The 18,442-nt window shown below is 34.1% G+C and carries 19 protein-coding genes and 3 pseudogenes; 11 read left to right on the forward strand and 11 right to left on the reverse strand.

What is annotated here, in order from left to right:
• The 7 genes and pseudogenes from EV196_RS18885 (at position 1) to cysI (ending at position 6,563) form a co-directional block, all read left to right on the forward strand.
• The gene (locus EV196_RS18885) at positions 1–459 is read left to right on the forward strand and encodes a S1C family serine protease (protein WP_132219347.1); all 459 of its coding nucleotides are present in this window, start codon (positions 1–3) and stop codon (positions 457–459) included.
• A 15-nt stretch (positions 460–474) separates the two neighbouring features.
• Positions 475–819: pseudogene (locus tag EV196_RS18890) on the forward strand (mercuric transporter MerT family protein); the annotation flags it as partial.
• Entirely contained in the window at positions 800–1,036 is a 237-nt protein-coding gene (locus EV196_RS18895) for a YnfA family protein (RefSeq protein ID WP_132219349.1), read from the forward strand. The pseudogene EV196_RS18890 and the gene EV196_RS18895, both read left to right, overlap by 20 nt.
• A gap of 216 nt (positions 1,037–1,252) precedes the next feature.
• Positions 1,253–2,146, forward strand: coding sequence for a LysR family transcriptional regulator (locus EV196_RS18900; RefSeq protein ID WP_132219350.1), 894 nt, complete (start codon positions 1,253–1,255; stop codon positions 2,144–2,146).
• A gap of 198 nt (positions 2,147–2,344) precedes the next feature.
• Positions 2,345–2,980 carry a peroxiredoxin gene (locus EV196_RS18905; RefSeq protein WP_132219351.1) on the forward strand — a complete coding sequence of 212 codons (636 nt, stop codon included), beginning with the start codon at positions 2,345–2,347 and terminating at the stop codon, positions 2,978–2,980.
• A 21-nt stretch (positions 2,981–3,001) separates the two neighbouring features.
• Positions 3,002–4,822 carry an assimilatory sulfite reductase (NADPH) flavoprotein subunit gene (locus tag EV196_RS18910; RefSeq protein ID WP_132219352.1) on the forward strand — a complete coding sequence of 607 codons (1,821 nt, stop codon included), beginning with the start codon at positions 3,002–3,004 and terminating at the stop codon, positions 4,820–4,822.
• A 40-nt stretch (positions 4,823–4,862) separates the two neighbouring features.
• Positions 4,863–6,563, forward strand: coding sequence for an assimilatory sulfite reductase (NADPH) hemoprotein subunit (cysI, locus tag EV196_RS18915; RefSeq protein ID WP_132219353.1), 1,701 nt, complete (start codon positions 4,863–4,865; stop codon positions 6,561–6,563).
• Positions 6,564–6,744: 181 nt separating this feature from the next.
• Here the strand turns inward: cysI and EV196_RS18920 are convergent.
• Positions 6,745–6,912: pseudogene (locus EV196_RS18920) on the reverse strand (Lrp/AsnC ligand binding domain-containing protein); the annotation flags it as partial.
• A gap of 4 nt (positions 6,913–6,916) precedes the next feature.
• Here EV196_RS18920 and EV196_RS18925 point away from each other — a divergent pair.
• Positions 6,917–7,419: pseudogene (locus EV196_RS18925) on the forward strand (TrkA C-terminal domain-containing protein); the annotation flags it as partial.
• Between the two features lie 187 nt (positions 7,420–7,606).
• On the opposite strand, the gene EV196_RS18930 reads toward EV196_RS18925, so the two are convergent.
• The 10 genes from EV196_RS18930 to EV196_RS18975 form a co-directional block, all read right to left on the reverse strand.
• Positions 7,607–8,155, reverse strand: a complete 549-nt coding sequence (locus tag EV196_RS18930) for a carboxymuconolactone decarboxylase family protein (protein WP_132219354.1) — start codon at positions 8,153–8,155, stop codon at positions 7,607–7,609.
• Between the two features lie 99 nt (positions 8,156–8,254).
• Positions 8,255–9,085: a helix-turn-helix domain-containing protein gene (locus EV196_RS18935; RefSeq protein WP_132219355.1), complete on the reverse strand. Its 831-nt coding sequence runs from the start codon at positions 9,083–9,085 to the stop codon at positions 8,255–8,257.
• Positions 9,086–9,267: 182 nt separating this feature from the next.
• Entirely contained in the window at positions 9,268–10,065 is a 798-nt protein-coding gene (locus EV196_RS18940; protein ID WP_132219356.1) for a haloacid dehalogenase type II, read from the reverse strand.
• Between the two features lie 8 nt (positions 10,066–10,073).
• The gene (locus tag EV196_RS18945; RefSeq protein WP_132219357.1) at positions 10,074–10,460 is read right to left on the reverse strand and encodes a hypothetical protein; all 387 of its coding nucleotides are present in this window, start codon (positions 10,458–10,460) and stop codon (positions 10,074–10,076) included.
• A gap of 1 nt (position 10,461) precedes the next feature.
• Positions 10,462–11,112 carry a DsbA family oxidoreductase gene (locus EV196_RS18950; RefSeq protein ID WP_132219358.1) on the reverse strand — a complete coding sequence of 217 codons (651 nt, stop codon included), beginning with the start codon at positions 11,110–11,112 and terminating at the stop codon, positions 10,462–10,464.
• A 93-nt stretch (positions 11,113–11,205) separates the two neighbouring features.
• Positions 11,206–12,384 (reverse strand): MFS transporter, encoded by a 1,179-nt coding sequence (locus EV196_RS18955; protein ID WP_132219359.1) that lies wholly within the window; start codon positions 12,382–12,384, stop codon positions 11,206–11,208.
• Positions 12,385–12,422: 38 nt separating this feature from the next.
• Positions 12,423–12,731, reverse strand: coding sequence for an EthD family reductase (locus EV196_RS18960; RefSeq protein WP_132219360.1), 309 nt, complete (start codon positions 12,729–12,731; stop codon positions 12,423–12,425).
• 171 nt (positions 12,732–12,902) lie between these two features.
• Positions 12,903–13,466, reverse strand: a complete 564-nt coding sequence (locus EV196_RS18965) for a carboxymuconolactone decarboxylase family protein (RefSeq protein WP_132219361.1) — start codon at positions 13,464–13,466, stop codon at positions 12,903–12,905.
• A gap of 73 nt (positions 13,467–13,539) precedes the next feature.
• Entirely contained in the window at positions 13,540–14,103 is a 564-nt protein-coding gene (locus EV196_RS18970; RefSeq protein WP_132219362.1) for a TetR/AcrR family transcriptional regulator, read from the reverse strand.
• A gap of 209 nt (positions 14,104–14,312) precedes the next feature.
• Positions 14,313–15,233 (reverse strand): septum formation inhibitor Maf, encoded by a 921-nt coding sequence (locus EV196_RS18975; RefSeq protein WP_132219363.1) that lies wholly within the window; start codon positions 15,231–15,233, stop codon positions 14,313–14,315.
• Between the two features lie 540 nt (positions 15,234–15,773).
• Between EV196_RS18975 and EV196_RS18980 the strand changes: the two genes are divergently transcribed.
• From EV196_RS18980 to merA, 3 genes are read left to right on the forward strand one after another with little or no spacing between them, the layout of a single operon-like run.
• Entirely contained in the window at positions 15,774–16,145 is a 372-nt protein-coding gene (locus tag EV196_RS18980) for an ArsR/SmtB family transcription factor (RefSeq protein ID WP_132219364.1), read from the forward strand.
• Positions 16,146–16,155: 10 nt separating this feature from the next.
• Positions 16,156–16,767 (forward strand): mercuric transport protein MerTP, encoded by a 612-nt coding sequence (gene merTP / locus EV196_RS18985; RefSeq protein WP_132219365.1) that lies wholly within the window; start codon positions 16,156–16,158, stop codon positions 16,765–16,767.
• On the forward strand, positions 16,760–18,439 hold the full coding sequence (gene merA, locus EV196_RS18990; RefSeq protein WP_132219366.1) for a mercury(II) reductase: 1,680 nt from the start codon (positions 16,760–16,762) through the stop codon (positions 18,437–18,439). The genes merTP and merA overlap by 8 nt, the downstream gene beginning before the upstream one ends.
• Positions 18,440–18,442: the final 3 nt, after the last annotated feature.

Here is an 18,442-nt window from a genome sequence, read left to right on the forward strand (position 1 = left end):
ATGAATGGAGAGCTAATAGGGATCGTTAGTTTTATTTTGTCTCAAAGTGGTGGTTTTGAGGGCTTGGGGTTTGCGACAGATATCAACACCGCAAAAAAAACCTTATTTGATATCAATAGTTTTTGGACAGGTTTTGATGGCATCTTTTTAAGTGAAGCATTAGCAGGAATATTTAATACACCACAAAAATCTGGGGTTTTAATACAACATGTAACCCCTAATTCATTTGCAGATGCTATTGGAACTAAAGGCGGTTACTTACAAAGCGAAATTTTAGGTCAGAAATTGTGGCTTGGTGGAGATATTATATTAAGTATTCAAGGCTTGAGTTGTAATGAGCCTCACGATTTAGGAAACATAAAACAGCAAATAGAAAACCTTAAAGTTGGAGATCGAGTATTAATTGAGGTTTTTCGAAAAGATCAAATTGTAGTATTAGAAGGGAATTTCACAAATTAAATTATTAAAAAGGAGATTAAAAATAAAAACAGATTACTTGGAGCAGGATTACTCACAGCATTTACTGCTTCCTTATGTTGTATAACGCCAGTTTTGGCTCTTATAGCAGGTACAAGGGGAATTGCATCAACTTTTACTTGGATTGAACCCATCAGACCCTTTTTACTTGGCATTACAGTTTTTGTATTAGGTTTTGCTTGGTATCAAAAGTTAAAACCAAGAACTGCTGAAGAAATTCAATGTGCTTGTGAAGAAAATGAGAAACAACCTTTTATGCAAACCAAAACATTTTTAGGGGGTGTAACTGTATTTGCATTTCTAATGATGGCTTTTCCTTATTATGCACAGATCTTTTATCCGCTGTAGGTGGCTCACCTTGTCCGCCCTATCCATTGTAGCCACTTTTCAGACTCAAAATTTTGCGAGAGTGTATGCTACTTATGGTGGGGTTTTTATTGTAATGTCGCTATTATGGTCAATGAAATTTGACGATTACACACCTGACAAATACGATATTATCGGAGCATTAATTGCTTTATTGGGAGTTGGCATTATTTATTACGCACCTAGAAATTGAAAAAAAATATAAAATCTTAAATATATAAGCTATTCAAATCAACAGATAGAGGTCAGTAGTTAGTTGCATATAATTTGTTTGTGATATACTTTCTCTTTGTTGACCATTTTGGTTATTAGATTATTGAAGATAAATGGAAGTACTACGCTGTTTGAATTGCAAATCTTGTATCTGATTATTTCAGCTCTCATTCTAAAAATATTCGTAATATTGTATATGTTCAATTTTCGCTTAAAAGTTTTTTATACCGTCGCCAGAAGACTTAATTTCACTAAGGCTTCTGAAGAATTGCTCATATCTCAACCTGCTGTAACCAAACATGTCAAGGAATTGGAAAGCCAGTTCAACCTTGCTCTATTTGATAGGAAAGGAAACAAAGTTACATTATCTCCTGCTGGAAAAGTGTTACTTAAACATACCGAGGAAATACAAGAAATTTATCGCCAAATAGAATTTGATTTAAATCAGTTTAATCAGACCTTAAAAGGAACATTACATGTAGGTTCAAGTACCTCTATCACACAATACGTCCTACCTCCACTACTTGCGAAATTTCATAGCATTCATCAAGATATAAAGGTAGAGTTGCTCAATGGTAATTCAGAACAGATAGAACAAGCACTGCTGAATAAGAACATAGAACTAGGTATAATAGAAAGCAAATCCAAAAGACGCGAAATCCATTATACACCATTTTTAAAAGATGAGATTGTTCTTGTCTGTAGTAGTAAAAATCAATTGATCAAAAAGGACGAAATAAATCCTAAAGATTTAAAAAACATCCAACTACTTATGAGAGAGCCAGGATCAGGTACTTTGGAGGTTATAGCCGCTGCGTTAAAACAAAAAGGAATTAGCCTGTCTGACCTCAAGGTGGAAATGCAACTGGGAAGTACAGAAGCTATCAAATCATACTTACAACATTCCGACTGCATGGCTTTTATCTCTTTACACGCCATATTTAAAGAACTAAAAAATAATACACTTAAAATAATTGAAATTAAAAAATTACCAATTCATAGACATTTTTACTTTATCACCCCTCAAGGTCCAGAAGGGGGGTTGTCAGCCTTATTAGTCCAGTTTTTAATACGGAATCATAAATTTTGATTATATAAGTGACCATTATTTTAAAATACTTTCTTACCTTTTTTCTATTACTTTCATTACAAAAATCATATTTAAGCTATAACTTAAGGTTATACTAAATAAAAATTAGCTATTGGCGATTCGTTTTCTTGCTGCATATCTTTGAAGTACTAAAAAATTAGTACAATATTTTTATTGTTTAACTTAAAATTTAAAAAAATGAGTTTACGAATTGGAGACGACGCACCAAATTTTACTGCCCAAACAACACTGGGAGTAATCGATTTTCATCAATGGTTAGGAGATACTTGGGGAATCATTTATTCACATCCTGCCGATTTCACCCCCGTTTGCACAACCGAACTTGGACGTACCGCACAGTTAAAGGATGAATTTTCAAAAAGAGACACTAAGGTAGTTGCCGTTAGTACAGACGATCTTGAAGCCCATAAGGGTTGGATTAACGACATCAACGAAACACAAAATACCAAAGTGGAATTCCCTATTATCGCTGATACGGATAAAAATGTAGCCACACTTTATAATATGATTCATCCTAATTTCTCTACAACAGCAACAGTACGATCTGTGTATTTTATCAACCCTGCCAAAAAAATTCAGGCAATTATTACCTATCCAGCTTCTACAGGAAGGAACTTTACAGAAATATTACGCGTACTGGACTCCTTGCAACTAACTGCTGGACATAGTGTTGCCACACCTGTGGATTGGGAAGTGGGACAAGATGTAATCATTTCTCCTTCAGTAAAGCAGGAAGATGTTGAGGTTAAATTTCCTAAAGGACACCGTGTTATAAAACCATATTTAAGATATACACCACAGCCAAATAAATAATTTCAATTCATTCTTAAAATAATGGAATTAAAAAAGGGATTAGAAAGAGGTCCGTTTAATGATAAGCAGGCTGAAGAACTCAATAATGCATTGTCTGGACTTGATTCTGAACAGCTTCATTGGTTAAGCGGTTATTTTTCGGGTTTCACACAGACTGTTTCAGCAGTAATGGCAACAACTGGTAACGAATCGACTGTATCTTTAAACGCTATCGCCGATGTCAAATCAGAAAAAATAAACATTCTATTCGGTAGCCATACAGGAAACAGTGAAGTTCTGGCTATGAACCTTGCTACACAGGCAAAGGAAAGGGGGCTTGAAGTAAACGTTTCAGACATGGCCTCTTTTAAAACAAGAGATCTGAAAACAATCAAAAATTTAGCGATTGTTGTAAGTACTCATGGTTTGGGAGAACCGCCAGTACAGGCCGAAGACCTTCATAAATATCTTCATGGTAAAAAAGCCCCAAATCTTTCCCATGTCAATTTTTCTGTTCTGGGTCTTGGTGATAGTAGTTATGTCGATTTTTGCCAGACCGGCAAGGATTTTGATGCCGTTCTTGAAAAATTAGGTGCTAAACGACTTGCTCCACGTCAGGATTGTGATGTGGACTATGAGGAGGAAGCAGAAGTTTGGCAAAAGGTATTTTTGGATGCTATCGCACAAACATCTGGGGAAGTTTCCACTTCAGAGAATCAGAATGGTGTAACCGTCCCAGTTAACGGAATAAAATACGACAAGAAAAACCTTTTTGAAGCCACCATTCTGGAAAAGATCAATCTTAATGCTACGGGGTCTTCCAAGGAAACTATACACTTGGAATTAGACTTAGCAGGATCTGGCATAACATACGAACCAGGTGACGCTTTGGGTGTGTATGGCAGTAATTCCTCTAAACTTGTCCAAGCGGTTTTGGAAGCTACAAATTTGGAAGGAAGAGAAATTGTAATAACGGACAAAGGCGAAAAAACCTTGCTTGATGCCCTTACTTATGATTACGAGTTGACTCCCTTATCCAAAACCACATTGTCTAAATATGCCGAGTTAACGAACAGTACACGGTTGAAAAAAATATTGACAGACAATAAAGTTCTTACTCAATTTCTTCCTGGGCGTGACATTCTGGATTTGGTAGAAGAGGAGCCTTATAGGTTTTTGCCCAATGAATTGATTTCGGTCTTAAGAAAAAATACGCCACGCATGTATTCCATTGCCTCCTCTCAGGAGGCGGTGGAAGACGAGGTACATCTGCTGGTATCGGTAGTTCGTTATAATGCCTTTGGCAGGGATAAGGAAGGACTTTGTTCTGCTAGCCTTGCAGACCAGTTTGAAGTTGACGATAAAGTGAAAGTTTTTGTAGATAAAAATACTCGTTTTAAACTTCCAAAGAATCCTGACGCGCCAATCATTATGGTAGGCCCAGGAACTGGTATCGCCCCTTTCAGAGCATTTATGCAGCACCTCGAAGTGTCTGAAAAAAGAGCACCTTCATGGCTTTTCTTTGGTGATCGGAATTTCACAACGGATTTCCTATATCAAACCGAGTGGCAACAGTACCTTAAAGAAGGGGTTCTGACGAAAGTCGACGTTGCTTTTTCCAGAGACCAGGCAAACAAACAGTATGTACAGCACAGAATGTTGGAAAATAGTAAAGAGTTGTACTACTGGTTAGAAAATGGTGCTCATTTTTATGTTTGCGGGGATGCCAAAAAAATGGCCAAGGACGTGGATCTGGCATTAAAACAAATCATTCAGCAACAGGGAGGTGTAACACTCGAAAAGGCCGAAGAATATATTAAAAACCTCCAATTGTCAAATCGATATCAAGCGGATATTTATTAATTTGGTTCAGTATCGGTTCTGATACCCTAAAAACTTACTTATGGACAAACAAATTGCGCAAGATAATTTATCGGAAGACGAACATATCAAAGATAAAAGTGATTTCCTTCGGGGAACGATCAAGGAAAGCCTACTGAATCCCTTGACTGGCGGCTTGGATCCAGATGATGTAAAGCTTATAAAATACCATGGTTCATATCAGCAATATGATAGGGATCAGGAAAGCGAAAGGAAGCAGAAAAAACTAGAGCCCTTATACCAGTTTATGGTAAGGGTAAGAGTTGCTGGAGGTATTACCACTCCTAAGCAATGGCTTGCTCTCGATGAGCTTTCAGACTTACATGGAAATGGCACCATGAAATTAACTACTAGACAATCGTTTCAGTTTCATGGTATACTAAAGCGAGGTTTAAAGTCTACTATTCAAACAGTGAACGAAGTATTGTTAAGTACGCTTGCAACTTGTGGCGATGTGAACAGGAACGTGATGTGCAATCCCAATCCTTATCAGTCGCAGATCCATGAAGAATTGTATGGCCTTGCTGGCGAGATAAGTGATTATTTTCTTCCTAAAACCACTGCATATCATGAAATCTGGTTGAATAAAGAAAAAGTGGCGGGAACTCCTGATTTTGAACCTTTATACCATCATACGTATTTGCCGCGAAAATTCAAAATAGCATTGGTTATTCCACCGAACAACGATATTGATGTTTTTGCCAATGACCTCGGTCTTATAGCCATCGAAGAAAACAATAAAATCAAGGGATTTAATATTTGTGTTGGTGGAGGATTAGGGAATACTTTTGGTAATGATGCTACGTATCCGCGACTGGCGGATGTGATAGGTTTTGCACCAAAGGAAAAAGTAATCGAAGTTGCTGAAACGGTTATTGGAATTCAGAGAGATTATGGAAACCGATCGGATAGAAAATTATCGAGATTGAAACACACCATCGATGATAGAGGGTTGGGATGGTTTGTGAAGGAACTAAATACCCGTCTTGGATGGAATCTTGCCAGTCCTCTACCTTATAAATTCATATCAAATGGAGATAAGTATGGCTGGGTGAAAGGAATAAACAATAAATGGTTCTATACGCTATTTGTAGAACATGGAAGAGTGAAAAATGAAGATGGTTATGCCCTAAAAAAGGCTTTAAGGGAAATAGCCCATATTCATAAAGGCGAGTTTCGATTAACAGGAAACCAAAATCTTATTATTGGAAATGTAGAAGAAAAAGACAAAAAGGGAATTGAAACTATTTTAGATAAAAATGGAGTTAAAGACCATTCCAAACTAACAGGGCTTCGGAAAAGTTCTATGGCATGTGTGGCATTGGGTACTTGCCCGCTTGCTTTTGCAGAATCTGAACGTTATTTGCCTTCATTAATTGATAAGCTGGATGTAATAATGCAAAAAAATAATCTTGAAGAAGATGAAATTACTATCAGAATGACTGGCTGTCCCAATAACTGTGCGCGTTCGTCCCTTGGAGAGATCGGTTTTGTGGGTCGTGCCATTGGGCGGTATAATCTTTATTTGGGAGCCAGCCATAACGGTGACAGATTAAATACACTTTACAAGGAAATGTTATCTGAGGAAGATATTCTCAAAGAGTTAGAGCCCCTAATAGCAGCTTATGCACAGGAAAGAGAAGAAAGAGAGTATTTTGGAGACTTTGTCATAAGGAAAAAAATAGTTAAAGCCACGGACCGCCCTATACAGATACTCTCCTAATAAATATATAGGTATGGGCACTTAATTCATATCCAGTTTCTCTATATACTCCATTTTGTCATGACAAAAAGCTGAAGAGGAATTAGTATTAATGTGAGAGAACACTAGACCGTTTCAATATCTATAGGGAAATTCGTGTGTTTAAGTCATATAAGGAAAAACTTGGACTTATGTAAAACTATTACAATGGGATAGCGTAGGAATGTTTAATTACTCCCAAAACAAACGTACTGTGAGCACTTCCTATATTCTTAATTGAACCAAGATCATTTATGACAAAATTTTGATAATGCTTCATGTCCTGCACAACTATTTTGAGAAGAAAATCATAGTCTCCCGAAATATTGTAACGCCTTATGTTTTTCAAAATGAAACTGAGAAAAAGATTTTATATTTCGTGGGTTGGGTTGCGGGGTGCAGTCCCTATTGTGTTTGCCACTTATCCGCTTTTGGCGGGAATTGACAAAGCTCACATGATTTTTAATATTGTGTTTTTCATTTCAGTTACTTCCATATTAATTCAAGGGACTACCCTTCCGTCGTAGCTAAATGGTTACATGTAGGATTACCGGAAAAACAAAAGAGATTGACCACTACTGATTTGCTATTGGCAGAAAATCCCAAAGCTGAAATGAAAGAACTCTTAATAACTTCAGACTGCTTTGCAGTAGATAAGAAAATCGTGGAATTAGGCTTTCCGAAAAATGCGATAATAGCAATGATTAAAAGAGATGACAGCTATATAATTCCAAACGGATTAACAAAAATTGAAGAACAAGACATACTGATTGTCCTTGCTGACAGACCTAAAATTTTTGATGAAGTTTACAAAACACTTAAAACACAGAAAATATAAGAGGCCTAGGCTTAAATATTTATCGTCTGGTATTTACACTTGTTACCAATTGGGTGGTTTTTTTATCTTTGATTGTTTTAGTTAGTGTTTATCATTATTGAAACTGCTAAGATGCGACGATTTTAAAAGTATTTGTCAGGTAGGGATTGCCTATGAGTTGGCAATTTTCCCTACCTAACGTTTATACTTATACGGTTGCGGTTTCAAGCTCAGGAACGATTGGGAAATCAATTTCAACTTGAGTTAAATTGTGTATGTAATTAGTGACACTAACGGCGTTAACAGCTAAGATAATATCTACCAAACTTCCTTTTGTATAGCCTGTATTAAAAAAGGTTTCCAAAGTTGCGTCGTCAACTTTTCCATTGTTTAAAGTAATTTGTTTCGCAGTTTTAACGAGTGCGTCGTATTTTTTATCCGAAGAGTAAAATCCTTGTCTTAATTCTAAAACCTGTTCGTCTGTAAAACCGTTTAATTTTCCAATGGCAGTGTGAGCCGATTGACAATATCTACAGCCATTTACTTGACTGGTAATTAAATTAATCACTTCTTTTTCTTTATTAGAAAGTGAAGATTTTGCACTTTCGAATGGTAAGTAATTGCCTAAAGCGGTTTCTGAATATGCAACAGTTGCATAAATATTAGGCACAAAACCTACTGCTTTTTTTAGGTTGTCAAAAATTGCTTGATTATTTGAAGAAACATCTTCTCTTGTTGGTACTTTAAAAGTTGTCATAATATTCTGTTTTTATTATTGTTTATCATTATTGATAGTGCAAAGATGCGAACAGAATAGAGTACTTTGTTAGGTAGGTTTTCCTTGTTAGTTGGCAATTTATCCCGAATGGGTTTTTTCGCGATATTTTGAAGGAGAGCTACCTTCTTGATTCTTAAAAAACCTACTGAACGATTGGATATCTTCATAGCCAATTTCATAAGCAATTTCTTTTATTGGCTTATCCGAATAGTACAGCAAACGTTTTGCTTCCAACATAATTCGCTCTTGAATATATTTTAAGGGCGATTTAGGACTTATTTTTGAAAAAATGTTAGATATCGTTTTTGGTGATTTATGAAGTAAATCGGCATATTCAGCAACAGTGTGTTTTGTTTTAAAATGTTGTTCCACCAAGAAATTAAATTCCCTGATCACATCCGTTTCATTTTTTTCATTGGGGAATTGTTTTTGAAGTTTATATAGTCGGGTACAAAGAATCAAATATCTTTTTAACATCATTTGCAACATACTTATTTGGAGGTTGTCTTTTGATTTCATTTCTATAGTAAACATTTTCCAAAGGGTTTCAAAATGCTCTATTTCTTCATCTGGAATTTGAATGATAGGTAATTGAGATGAACCAAAAAATAAGACTCCCTTACAGCTTACTTCTGTATCGTGGTCGATAATACAATAAAAAGGTCTATTAAATCTCAAATAGTTTGTTTCTCCCTTTTTATTAACGGTAACCTTATGAAATTCAGTTAAAAAAATAATTTGATTTTTAGAAAAGGCATACGTTTGACCGTCAATAATGAATTCATTATGATCTGCTCGAAACCAAAGTATGGTTAAGCTACTTGGTTCTGGGTTTTTAAAAATTGAGCGAGAATCATAACTGAGTTCTGTCATCTCAATAAATTCGTCTGTATTTCCTGTTATTTTCATGTTATCGTTATCGGAATGACAATCTGCTAATGGTTAAACGTAGTTCTGATTTGTGAATGAAAAGATAATAAATTATTGGTTGTCAATTAAACCCACAATGCGGGACGTTGATTGTCGAGAATATTGGATTTGAAATTCGAGAACAGGATCAAGTTACATTTTTTTTTAATGAATAATAGCACTTAAGAATACCTAACTAAAATATCTGTTACCTTTTGTAAATCAGATGCTACAATTTCGGTTTTTGGTGCCAATGGAAATAATTGTTGCCCGGGTCTGTTGATAAACGCAGCACGCCAACCTGCCCAAAGAGCACCTGCAACATCCCATCCGTGAGCTGCAATAAGCATGCATTCTTCAGGCGTTACACCCATTTTTCGAGCTCCCCAATCATAGGTGTCTCTAAATGGTTTGAATTTTCCAACATCTTCTATGCTCAATCGTTCATCAAAATACGTTGTCAAGCCAGCACTTTCAAACTGTTTTTTTACGCCTTCATTGGAGGAGTTTGTAAACGATACCAATTTGTAACCATCATTTTTCAATTCAGACAATGCATTTTTAACTTCTGGATGTGCCGGCAAACCTCTTAAAGATTGAACAATGGTTTTTCGCGCTTCTGATTCCGAAATGGAAATACCATTATTGGCTGCTACCATTTGTAGTGTAGCTGCACCTATATTGCCAAAATGCTCGTATTGTCCACTTGCTGAAGTGACTAAAGAGTATTGTAACATCGTGGTAAACCATAATGACATTAAGTCTTCTCTTCCTCCCAATGCCTCACCCACTTGTTTTTTCATTTGAGCGAGGTCAAGTAGCGTTTCGTTTACATCAAAGAATAAAACTTTAGGTCTTATTTTTTGGATGTTCATATTTTTGTTTTCTTGTGTACTTCCCAAAATATCATTTGGTAATAGTATTCCTGCTGTTCCCATAATTCCTATATTTTTTATAAAGTTTCTTCTGTTGTTTTTCATTATATTGTTTAGTTAAAAGCTTGCTTAATGGTTCTTAATCTATAAATAGCTAACGTTGCTAGTATTACAGCTATAACTACTAATGTTATTATAGGTTTTGGTCTCACAAAAAATTCCAATGTTAACGCTGTTATCATAGTAATTAATAAAAAAGAAAAGGCTATTTTTCCAATTATTTTGTTCTTATTGATTGCAAAAACTAGCACAAGAATGGCTAGCCCTAATTCTGAAAAACCCGTAAACATTCGAAAAAAATCAGCATCTAAATGAATGACATTTTCAAATTGCTTAAAACCAGCAATACTTTGTGGTTTTCCCAATAATTTAGGTATTGCAAAAAAAGTCATTACAAGTATTGTAATACTATTGATAATTTGATCTTTGATGTTTTTCATTTTATTTATTATTTTTAATTGCTTCAGTTAAAACTCGTTTAAATACATCAACAGGTTGTGCGCCTGTAACGGCACTTTTTTTGTTAAAAACTATAGTTGGAACAGATCTTACCCCTAAACTTTGCCAATAACTTTCTTTGCTTTTTACCTCGTAACGTGCGTCTTCATCATCTAGTTTTGCTAAAGCTTCTTCGGCATTTAAACCCACATCCAGTAAAGCTTGTTTTAAAATAGCTCTATTTGATACATCTTTTCGTTCACCAAAAAAGGCTGTTGTTAAACGCATATTTAATTCGGTTTGCTTTCCAAAATCTTTAGCATATTCCAGTAATACGTGTGCGTCAAAGGTGTTTCCCATACGCATATCGTCAAAATAGTCGAATGTAAAACCTAGTTCAGCACCGGTTTCTATCATGAACTGTTGTGATTCTTTTTGCTGTTCTATGCTCGAACCATATTTTTCTGCTAGATGCTCTTGTACATTTTGTCCTTCAGAAGACATGTTTGGATTCAACTCAAAAGGTTGCCACTCAATTTCTACTTGATCTTCAATGCCTAGTTCTGAAATGGCTTTTTCCAATCGTTTGTAACCGATGGTACACCAAGGGCATACCACATCAGAAACGATATCTATTTTTAATTTCTCTTTCATTTTTTAATAATTTTTAAATAAACCTTCCCAAATTTTTGTAGAAGGTTTAAAGCTATCAATAATATCAGTATTTATTAAAATTTTAAAAACGATTTAGACGTGAGCCTGTCGTTTTCTAGTTTCGTAATTAGCAATAACAATTGCGGCTACTATAGCTACCACCATTACAATTAAAGAAGCAGATGAATATATAATAGAAGCACTGTATTTTTCTATAAGTTGCCCATTAATTTGTGTACCTAATGCTGCACCTAAAAACAAATTAAATGATGCTAATGACATCACTGTTCCTTTCATTTCTGCCAATTCTTCCTGGACTGCAGCAAGAATTGTTGATTGAAAAAATATAAAAGTCATACCCAATCCGAATAGTCCAATTCCCAAAATAATGATATTGCTTGAATATGCTAGTAAACTCAAAGCTGTAAATCCTATAAATCCAGTAGCAACTAAAAACCCATTTTTTAATCGTTTTTTTAATTGTGGTGCTACTCGTCCTCCATATACAGTTCCAACGCCGTAAAGCGATAATAGTAAGCCAACAATAAATACATTATAACCAGTTCTTTCCATTGTGGTTATTCCTGTGTACGTAAAACATCCAAGTATAGCAAATCCCATAAAAAATATAAGACTAATCTTAGTCAAGAACCGACCATTTGAAAGTGCGATTTTATAAGAAGAAAAAGTCTTTAATTCATTGGTTACGGGTTTATCTTTTACCAAGGTTTTTAGCATCACTATTGCCAATATAAACTCGGCTACACCATAAATTAAGTATACCATTCTCCACGACCCAAAATATGCTATTGTGCCTCCTATAGCAGTAGCCGTTGCGCCTCCTAAAAAGGCTACTCCAAGTACTTTTCCAATAGCCTTTTGTCTGTTTTCGTTATCGTGTATTTCTCCAACAAGTGCAATCGCAACAGGAATAATACCCGCTCCAAATAAACCATTCATAGCTCTAAAAAACACTAAGGATGGGAGGTCGTAAGACAATGCTCCGAGCATACTGAATATTGATGTCCCAACAATTGCTATATTTATTACCCTAACTTTTCCATAACGGTCGGCTAGTGGACCAAATAATAATGTAAATATCCCAAATGCCATCATATATGATGTAACAGAAATGGCAGCAGTACTTACAGTTAACCCTAAATCTTTTGCTATATCACTAATTAATGTTGCAGCTGCGAGATTGTCACCATTTGCAAGGAAAGCAGCCGCTGCAAGCAATACCATTGTAAGCTTCTTATTTTTATCACTCATTCTATATTTTTCAATAATTTGTTTAGAATAAAAGTGATTTAAAAAACTTCATTAATTTGTACTTGTGGCTGCACGTTGGTAAAATTTTTAAGGTCTGCTAATATTTGTTCTGCATGGGCTCCAAAAGATTGCTGAAATAATTCTAAAGTTTCAAACGTTAGGTTGGAAATTACTACATAAGGTGCTGGTACTTCTGGTGTTGCACCAGATATTCCGAAATTGATATCAGAAGAAACGATAGCGTTCCCTAATAATTTTGTAAGTAATTGACTGTGTTGATTCGTATAATATTTCTTATCGAATTTTACATCGGGAGTATTTGGATACATTACTGTTAATTTGATCATGTTTTAATTTTTAGTTTTTTATAATATTTGTAATCCCCTTTTTAATTATCATGGCATTAAACCGGCCATGGTAGAAATTAAAAGAATTCCTCATTTTATTTAATTTTTTATATTTTAATAAACCTTCCGTATTTAAACGGAAGGTTTAAAGCTATCAATCAATCTGTGGTTTTATGATACCACATTTTCTTTAGTCCAAGCAAACTTTTTAAATGCTGCATCAACAGGTGTATTAGCAATATGGTTCACATAATTGCTAATTGTTTTTTGAGATAACCCCAAAAGGATTTCCAATACTTGTCTTTCACCATAACCCGCAGCATAGAAGGTGTTTAAATCTTCCTGTGTTACATGCCCACGATTACGGACAATGGTTAACGTCATAGTGCGTAACGCTTCTAATTTCGGATTTTCAAGTGGTGTTTCGTTACGTAATGCTTCAGTAATGTTGTCATTTACTTTCATCATTTTTGCAATACCTGTATGGGCCGGAACACAGTAATGACAGGCATGTTCTACATTTATTGATTGCCATACTACGGTTAATTCTTCCTCGTTAAATGAAGAGTTAACAAATAACTCGTGTAATGTCTTGTAGGCTTCAAGAGCTCCAGGTGCACCTGCCAATACACCATGTAAACCAGGAATCATACCGAATGCTTTTTTAGATTGTTCTAATAATGCTTTGCTACCTTCTGGAGCAGTTTCGATGTTGTGAACTTTTAATGTTGTCATAATTTCAATTTTAAATTTATTATAAATATAATATATCTAAACAATCGTTTAGATATAGATTAAAAAAATATTTTTAAATATTTTTAAATGTCATTTCTATATAATCTTCAATTTCTTTTGGCGTATTCACTCTGGTAGCAGCCACCAAACCATGCTTTGCCAATACCAAATAGTTAGCCTGTTTTAAAATGGTATCTTCATCTTTTGAGGTATCCATTTTTAATTTTTCAATAAATATTTTTTTTACATTATCCATAAAAGCAGTCATCTGCTCTTTTACTAATGAGTCGTCACTTACTGAAAATTCATTATACGTATTAGTCAATAAACAACCTTTTTCATTACCTTCTTGAAGACAAATATTTACTGAATCATAAAAAAACTGTTTGATATCATCAACACCACTTGAAGCGTTTTTAAATTTCTCAAACATAGCGTTTGTTTTAACTTTGTAACATTTTAGGCTTTCAAGGAAAACTCCGTGTTTGTTTCCAAAACTAGAATATATAGAAAACTTATTGATGCCCATTTCATTTTCAAGCATGTGCATTGAGGTGTTTTCATAACCATTACGCCAAAATACGCGCATTGCTTTTTCGATAACCTCTTCTTCTTTATATTCTTTTTTTCTTGCCATTGGTTTTAATTGCAAGACAAAACTAAACAATCGGTTAGTAATAAAAAAACATTTAACATAATTTTAAAATAGATGAAATTGGGAATGAACTATAAATACTTATTAAAAGTGAGCCGATATGATTCTGCTACGTCTTTATGGCTTTCAGATATTTTTCTTTAGAAACAGCTCCTAAAACATCCTCTGTTTTAATTTTTTATAAGCTAAAACTAATTTAACTCTAACTGTTTTCTTAATTCGCTGTTTTCTACTTTATTTTTTGTCCAATAATCCAATTTTATTCTTTTAAGCTTAGTTGCTTTAGTAGTTAATTTTTGAGCTTTATCACCCCAACCACTTATATAAGTTTCCTCCCAACTTTCTATTGGATAAGGAAATGAGTTTTTATAATTGATGGTTAATTCTCTGTCCAACTCTTTATAAGAAATTTTGTAAGCAATAAGGTCATCTTCAATTTTTGTTTTGGTAATTTCGGCTTGATAAGCCTTAAGTTCCTTATGCATTAGTCTCACATAAAATGAAGAAGGAATCATTCGTATTTTTCCAGTAGGAAGCAAATCGGGATTTAGTCTAATTTTAGACCATATTTCATCTTCTAACCAAGCTTCTTTTAGCTCAAATTTCTGATCGCCTTCATCTTCAAAATAAGAGAAAACAGAAATAGTATATTTTTTGTTTTTATTATTGATTTGCGTATAAGTATGACCACACCATTCTTGTGAACTTGTAGTTGTTTTTGATGCATGAGCGTCAGGGTAATTTACTGGAGTAAAACTCGATGTCATCATGGAATAAGGATAAATACCGGTAATAAAATTTTTAGTAAAATTTAATTTTAATACGGAATAGTCCTCTTTTATAGGATTATCTGCTTTCACCTGTTTTTGTCGGGAAAAAGGCTCCGTTACAAATATCAATGTAGCTTTTCCAGGATGGATTTCACCATACCGTGCTTGCTCTAATTTATAACTTGTAATTTCAGCTTCATTGTTGTACCAATAGGCATTAAATTTTTCTGATTGTTGAATACTCTTTTCAGCAATATTATTCTTTTCTGGTGAATTATTGGAACACCCCACAATGAACAGTAATAATATTGAGTTAAGCACTAAAATGTTTTGTAATTTCATTCTACAAAGATATTAAAAAATTGATAGGTGAATGGGGTTAAATTTATACTGTTAATGCTTATTCAAACAAGATTTATATAAATTGATGAGAACAAATACCGCTTGATTTTGATCTTACTGAACCATATGAGATGGAAACAAGAGTGCTAAAACAGGATGAAAGATGGAAATGATGATTTCTCAAAAACACACCATTTTTAATAGCCGTATAAGGTCTGCATTAGGTTACAAAGTAGAAACCAAAACCAAAGACATAAACAGACTGACTAAGGATCAAAAATTGATACAATTATAAATGGAATTGGAAGAATCCCTTGAACAGATTATTACTAATAAAATTCTAAAAAATAGTTCGCCACTAAAGTTCATTAAAAGTTAATTATTGGTTAAAATATTTAAGTATTTGCTTAAATACGTAATTAATTATATATTTGTCCGACAAAACAAAATAATATGAAACTTCCATTACGAGTTTTTGATACTCAAAGTGATGATTATATGGAAGCTACATGTAACCACTAAAAACAATAATATAGACACATGAAATTAGAAATAACCTGTACACGAGCGGAAGCCAACCATAAGCAACTGTTAAACTGTATGTCCACATTAAATAGTATGGACGTTAGTTTGGAAAAAACATCTAAACTTTTATCCATTGCAGGCAATGAGGTACGCTTAAAAATCCTGTTCTTATTAAATATGGAAAATGAACTCTGCCCTTGTGATTTAGCTGATATTCTTAAAATGAGTGTTCCTGCAATTTCACAGCATATACGTAAAATTAAAGATGCTGGCATTATTACAGCAAGACGAGAAGGACAAACACTTTATTATTCTTTAAACGAAGACAAAACAGATATTTTAAACAGCATCTTTAAGTCTATAAAACCTAAAATAAAAATAGCATAAATTAAAAAAAATGAAAACAGAAAAAACATCAAAAAATGCAGCATACACAGGTTTATTTGCTGCTTTAGCAGCATCATCTTGTTGCATACCACCTGTTATAGCATTAATTGCTGGCGTTGGAGGAAGTGCGTCTGCACTATCTTGGATGGAACCATTTAGACCCTATTTAATTGGTTTAGCTATAGTCGCAATTGGCTATGCCTGGTATAATTATTTAAAACCAAAAAATGCCGATGATTGTGGTTGTGAAGTGGATGCCAAACCAAAATGGTTTCAAACCAAGGGGTTTTTAGTTGGTATTACATTGTTTGCAACGGTTTCAATTGCTTTTCCTTATTATGCTCATATTTTTTATCCTGATAATAAGAAAGAAGTGGTTATAGTCAATCAATCCAATATTCAAACATTAAATTTTGATGTTAAAGGGATGACTTGTGCATCTTGTGAAGAACACGTTAAACACGCAGTTAATGAGTTAGAAGGTATTGTAAATATCAATGCTTCCTATGAAAAGGCAAACGCAGAAGTGGAGTTTGATAATACAAAAACGACTAAAGAGGATATAGAAAAAGCAATAAACTCAACAGGATATAAAGTAATTTATAAAGAAAAAGATGAGTAATAAAATAATAAATTTAAACATCAACGGAATGACTTGTTCTGGGTGTTCATCACATATTGAAAAAGATTTAAATGTTAAAGACGGAATTGTAAGTAGCACTGTAAATCACGAAACAGGAGAAGGGAAATTTGTATATGACACGAATAAGATAAGCAATCAAGATGTTATTAATGCAGTAAACAATGTGGGTAATTATTCAGTTATTGAAGATATTGAAAAGGAAGATTGCTGTATTACAAATGCCAAAGATTATGATGGAAAGAATAAATTCGATTTAATTGTTATTGGTGGTGGTTCAGCAGCATTTTCAGCAGCCATAAAAGCCGAAAGCATTGGCTTAACAACATTAATGGTAAATGATGGATTAGATTTTGGAGGGACCTGTGTCAATGTTGGCTGTGTACCTTCTAAAAATTTGATTAGAGCTGCCGAAACAGTGTATCACGCAACACATTCTAATTTTAAAGGAATTAAACCCAAAGGTGTTGAAATTGATTTTACTCAAATTATAAAAGACAAAAAAGCATTAGTATCCACATTACAACAACATAAATATATGGATGTGGTAAGTGATTTCAAAAACTTAACAATGCTTAAAGGTTGGGCAGAATTTGTAGATAATAAAACAATTCTTGTAGATGGAAAAGATACATACACCGCAACTAACATCATTATAGCAACAGGAGCAACAACAAACATTCCAAACATTGAAGGACTAAATAAAGTAGGCTACTTAACGAATGTATCTTTATTCGATTTAGAAGAAAAACCAAAAAGCTTAACCATAATGGGAGCTGGCTATATCGGTTTGGAAATTGCAATGGCATATAACCGTTTGGGAGTAAAGGTTCGTATCATAGAATTTACAGATAGACCATTACGTAGTCAAACCAACGATATTACAGATGTTTTAGAAACACAAATGAAAAGTGAAGGGATTGAAATCCTTCCAAATTTTAGAGCCATTAAATTTGAAAAAGATGGCGACAACACTATTATTCATTGCAAATGTCCTGATGGCTCTACCACTCAAATAATTGAAGAAGGCCATATTGTCGTAGCTACAGGAACAAAACCAAATACATCTAAATTAGGTCTCGAAAATATTGACTTAAACCTGACCGAAAAAGGACATATTTTAGTTAACGAAAAAATGGAAACTAATATTTCCAATATTTATGCAGCAGGTGACGTAACAAACACACCACCTTTTGTTTATACAGCAGCAAAAGAAGGAAGTACAGCAGTAAATAACGCCTTTTCATTATCAAAAAATAGTGTAGATTATACATCGTTACCTTGGGTAGTATTTACAGATCCACAAATTGCAGGAGCAGGTATGGATGAAGTAGAAGCAGAAAAAGCAGGCATCCCTTTTGAAGTGAGTAAGTTGGATTTAATTCACGTTCCAAGAGCACTGGCAGCACAAGATACCAGAGGGTTTATAAAGTTAATCCGCAATACGGAAACAGATAAATTAATAGGAGCAAGAGTGATTGCCCCAGAAGGAGGCGAACTCATTCAACAATTAAGTATGGCAATTAAATTTGGTATCACTGTAAAAGATTTAGCTGAAAGTTTTTACCCCTATTTAACTTTGGGAGAAGCTGTTAAACTGGCTGCAATTACATTTGGAAAAGATGTGTCCAAATTAAGTTGTTGTGCAAGTTAAAAT

The organism is Mariniflexile fucanivorans (genome assembly GCF_004341235.1).
Lineage (GTDB): Bacteria > Bacteroidota > Bacteroidia > Flavobacteriales > Flavobacteriaceae > Mariniflexile > Mariniflexile fucanivorans.

Excerpts from the sequence above, each read along its gene's own strand:
- EV196_RS18950 (WP_132219358.1), bottom strand. The coding sequence starts at position 11,112 with ATGAAAGAGAAATTAAAAATAGATATCGTTTCTGATGTGGTATGCCCT.
- EV196_RS18970 (WP_132219362.1), bottom strand. The coding sequence starts at position 14,103 with ATGGCAAGAAAAAAAGAATATAAAGAAGAAGAGGTTATCGAAAAAGCA.
- EV196_RS18940 (WP_132219356.1), bottom strand. The coding sequence starts at position 10,065 with ATGAAAAACAACAGAAGAAACTTTATAAAAAATATAGGAATTATGGGA.
- merA (WP_132219366.1), top strand. The coding sequence starts at position 16,760 with ATGAGTAATAAAATAATAAATTTAAACATCAACGGAATGACTTGTTCT.
- EV196_RS18960 (WP_132219360.1), bottom strand. The coding sequence starts at position 12,731 with ATGATCAAATTAACAGTAATGTATCCAAATACTCCCGATGTAAAATTC.
- EV196_RS18910 (WP_132219352.1), top strand. The coding sequence starts at position 3,002 with ATGGAATTAAAAAAGGGATTAGAAAGAGGTCCGTTTAATGATAAGCAG.
- EV196_RS18965 (WP_132219361.1), bottom strand. The coding sequence starts at position 13,466 with ATGACAACATTAAAAGTTCACAACATCGAAACTGCTCCAGAAGGTAGC.
- EV196_RS18900 (WP_132219350.1), top strand. The coding sequence starts at position 1,253 with ATGTTCAATTTTCGCTTAAAAGTTTTTTATACCGTCGCCAGAAGACTT.
- EV196_RS18930 (WP_132219354.1), bottom strand. The coding sequence starts at position 8,155 with ATGACAACTTTTAAAGTACCAACAAGAGAAGATGTTTCTTCAAATAAT.
- cysI (WP_132219353.1), top strand. The coding sequence starts at position 4,863 with ATGGACAAACAAATTGCGCAAGATAATTTATCGGAAGACGAACATATC.
- EV196_RS18955 (WP_132219359.1), bottom strand. The coding sequence starts at position 12,384 with ATGAGTGATAAAAATAAGAAGCTTACAATGGTATTGCTTGCAGCGGCT.
- EV196_RS18980 (WP_132219364.1), top strand. The coding sequence starts at position 15,774 with ATGAAATTAGAAATAACCTGTACACGAGCGGAAGCCAACCATAAGCAA.
- EV196_RS18975 (WP_132219363.1), bottom strand. The coding sequence starts at position 15,233 with ATGAAATTACAAAACATTTTAGTGCTTAACTCAATATTATTACTGTTC.
- EV196_RS18885 (WP_132219347.1), top strand. The coding sequence starts at position 1 with ATGAATGGAGAGCTAATAGGGATCGTTAGTTTTATTTTGTCTCAAAGT.
- EV196_RS18935 (WP_132219355.1), bottom strand. The coding sequence starts at position 9,085 with ATGAAAATAACAGGAAATACAGACGAATTTATTGAGATGACAGAACTC.
- EV196_RS18945 (WP_132219357.1), bottom strand. The coding sequence starts at position 10,460 with ATGAAAAACATCAAAGATCAAATTATCAATAGTATTACAATACTTGTA.
- EV196_RS18895 (WP_132219349.1), top strand. The coding sequence starts at position 800 with ATGCACAGATCTTTTATCCGCTGTAGGTGGCTCACCTTGTCCGCCCTA.
- merTP (WP_132219365.1), top strand. The coding sequence starts at position 16,156 with ATGAAAACAGAAAAAACATCAAAAAATGCAGCATACACAGGTTTATTT.
- EV196_RS18905 (WP_132219351.1), top strand. The coding sequence starts at position 2,345 with ATGAGTTTACGAATTGGAGACGACGCACCAAATTTTACTGCCCAAACA.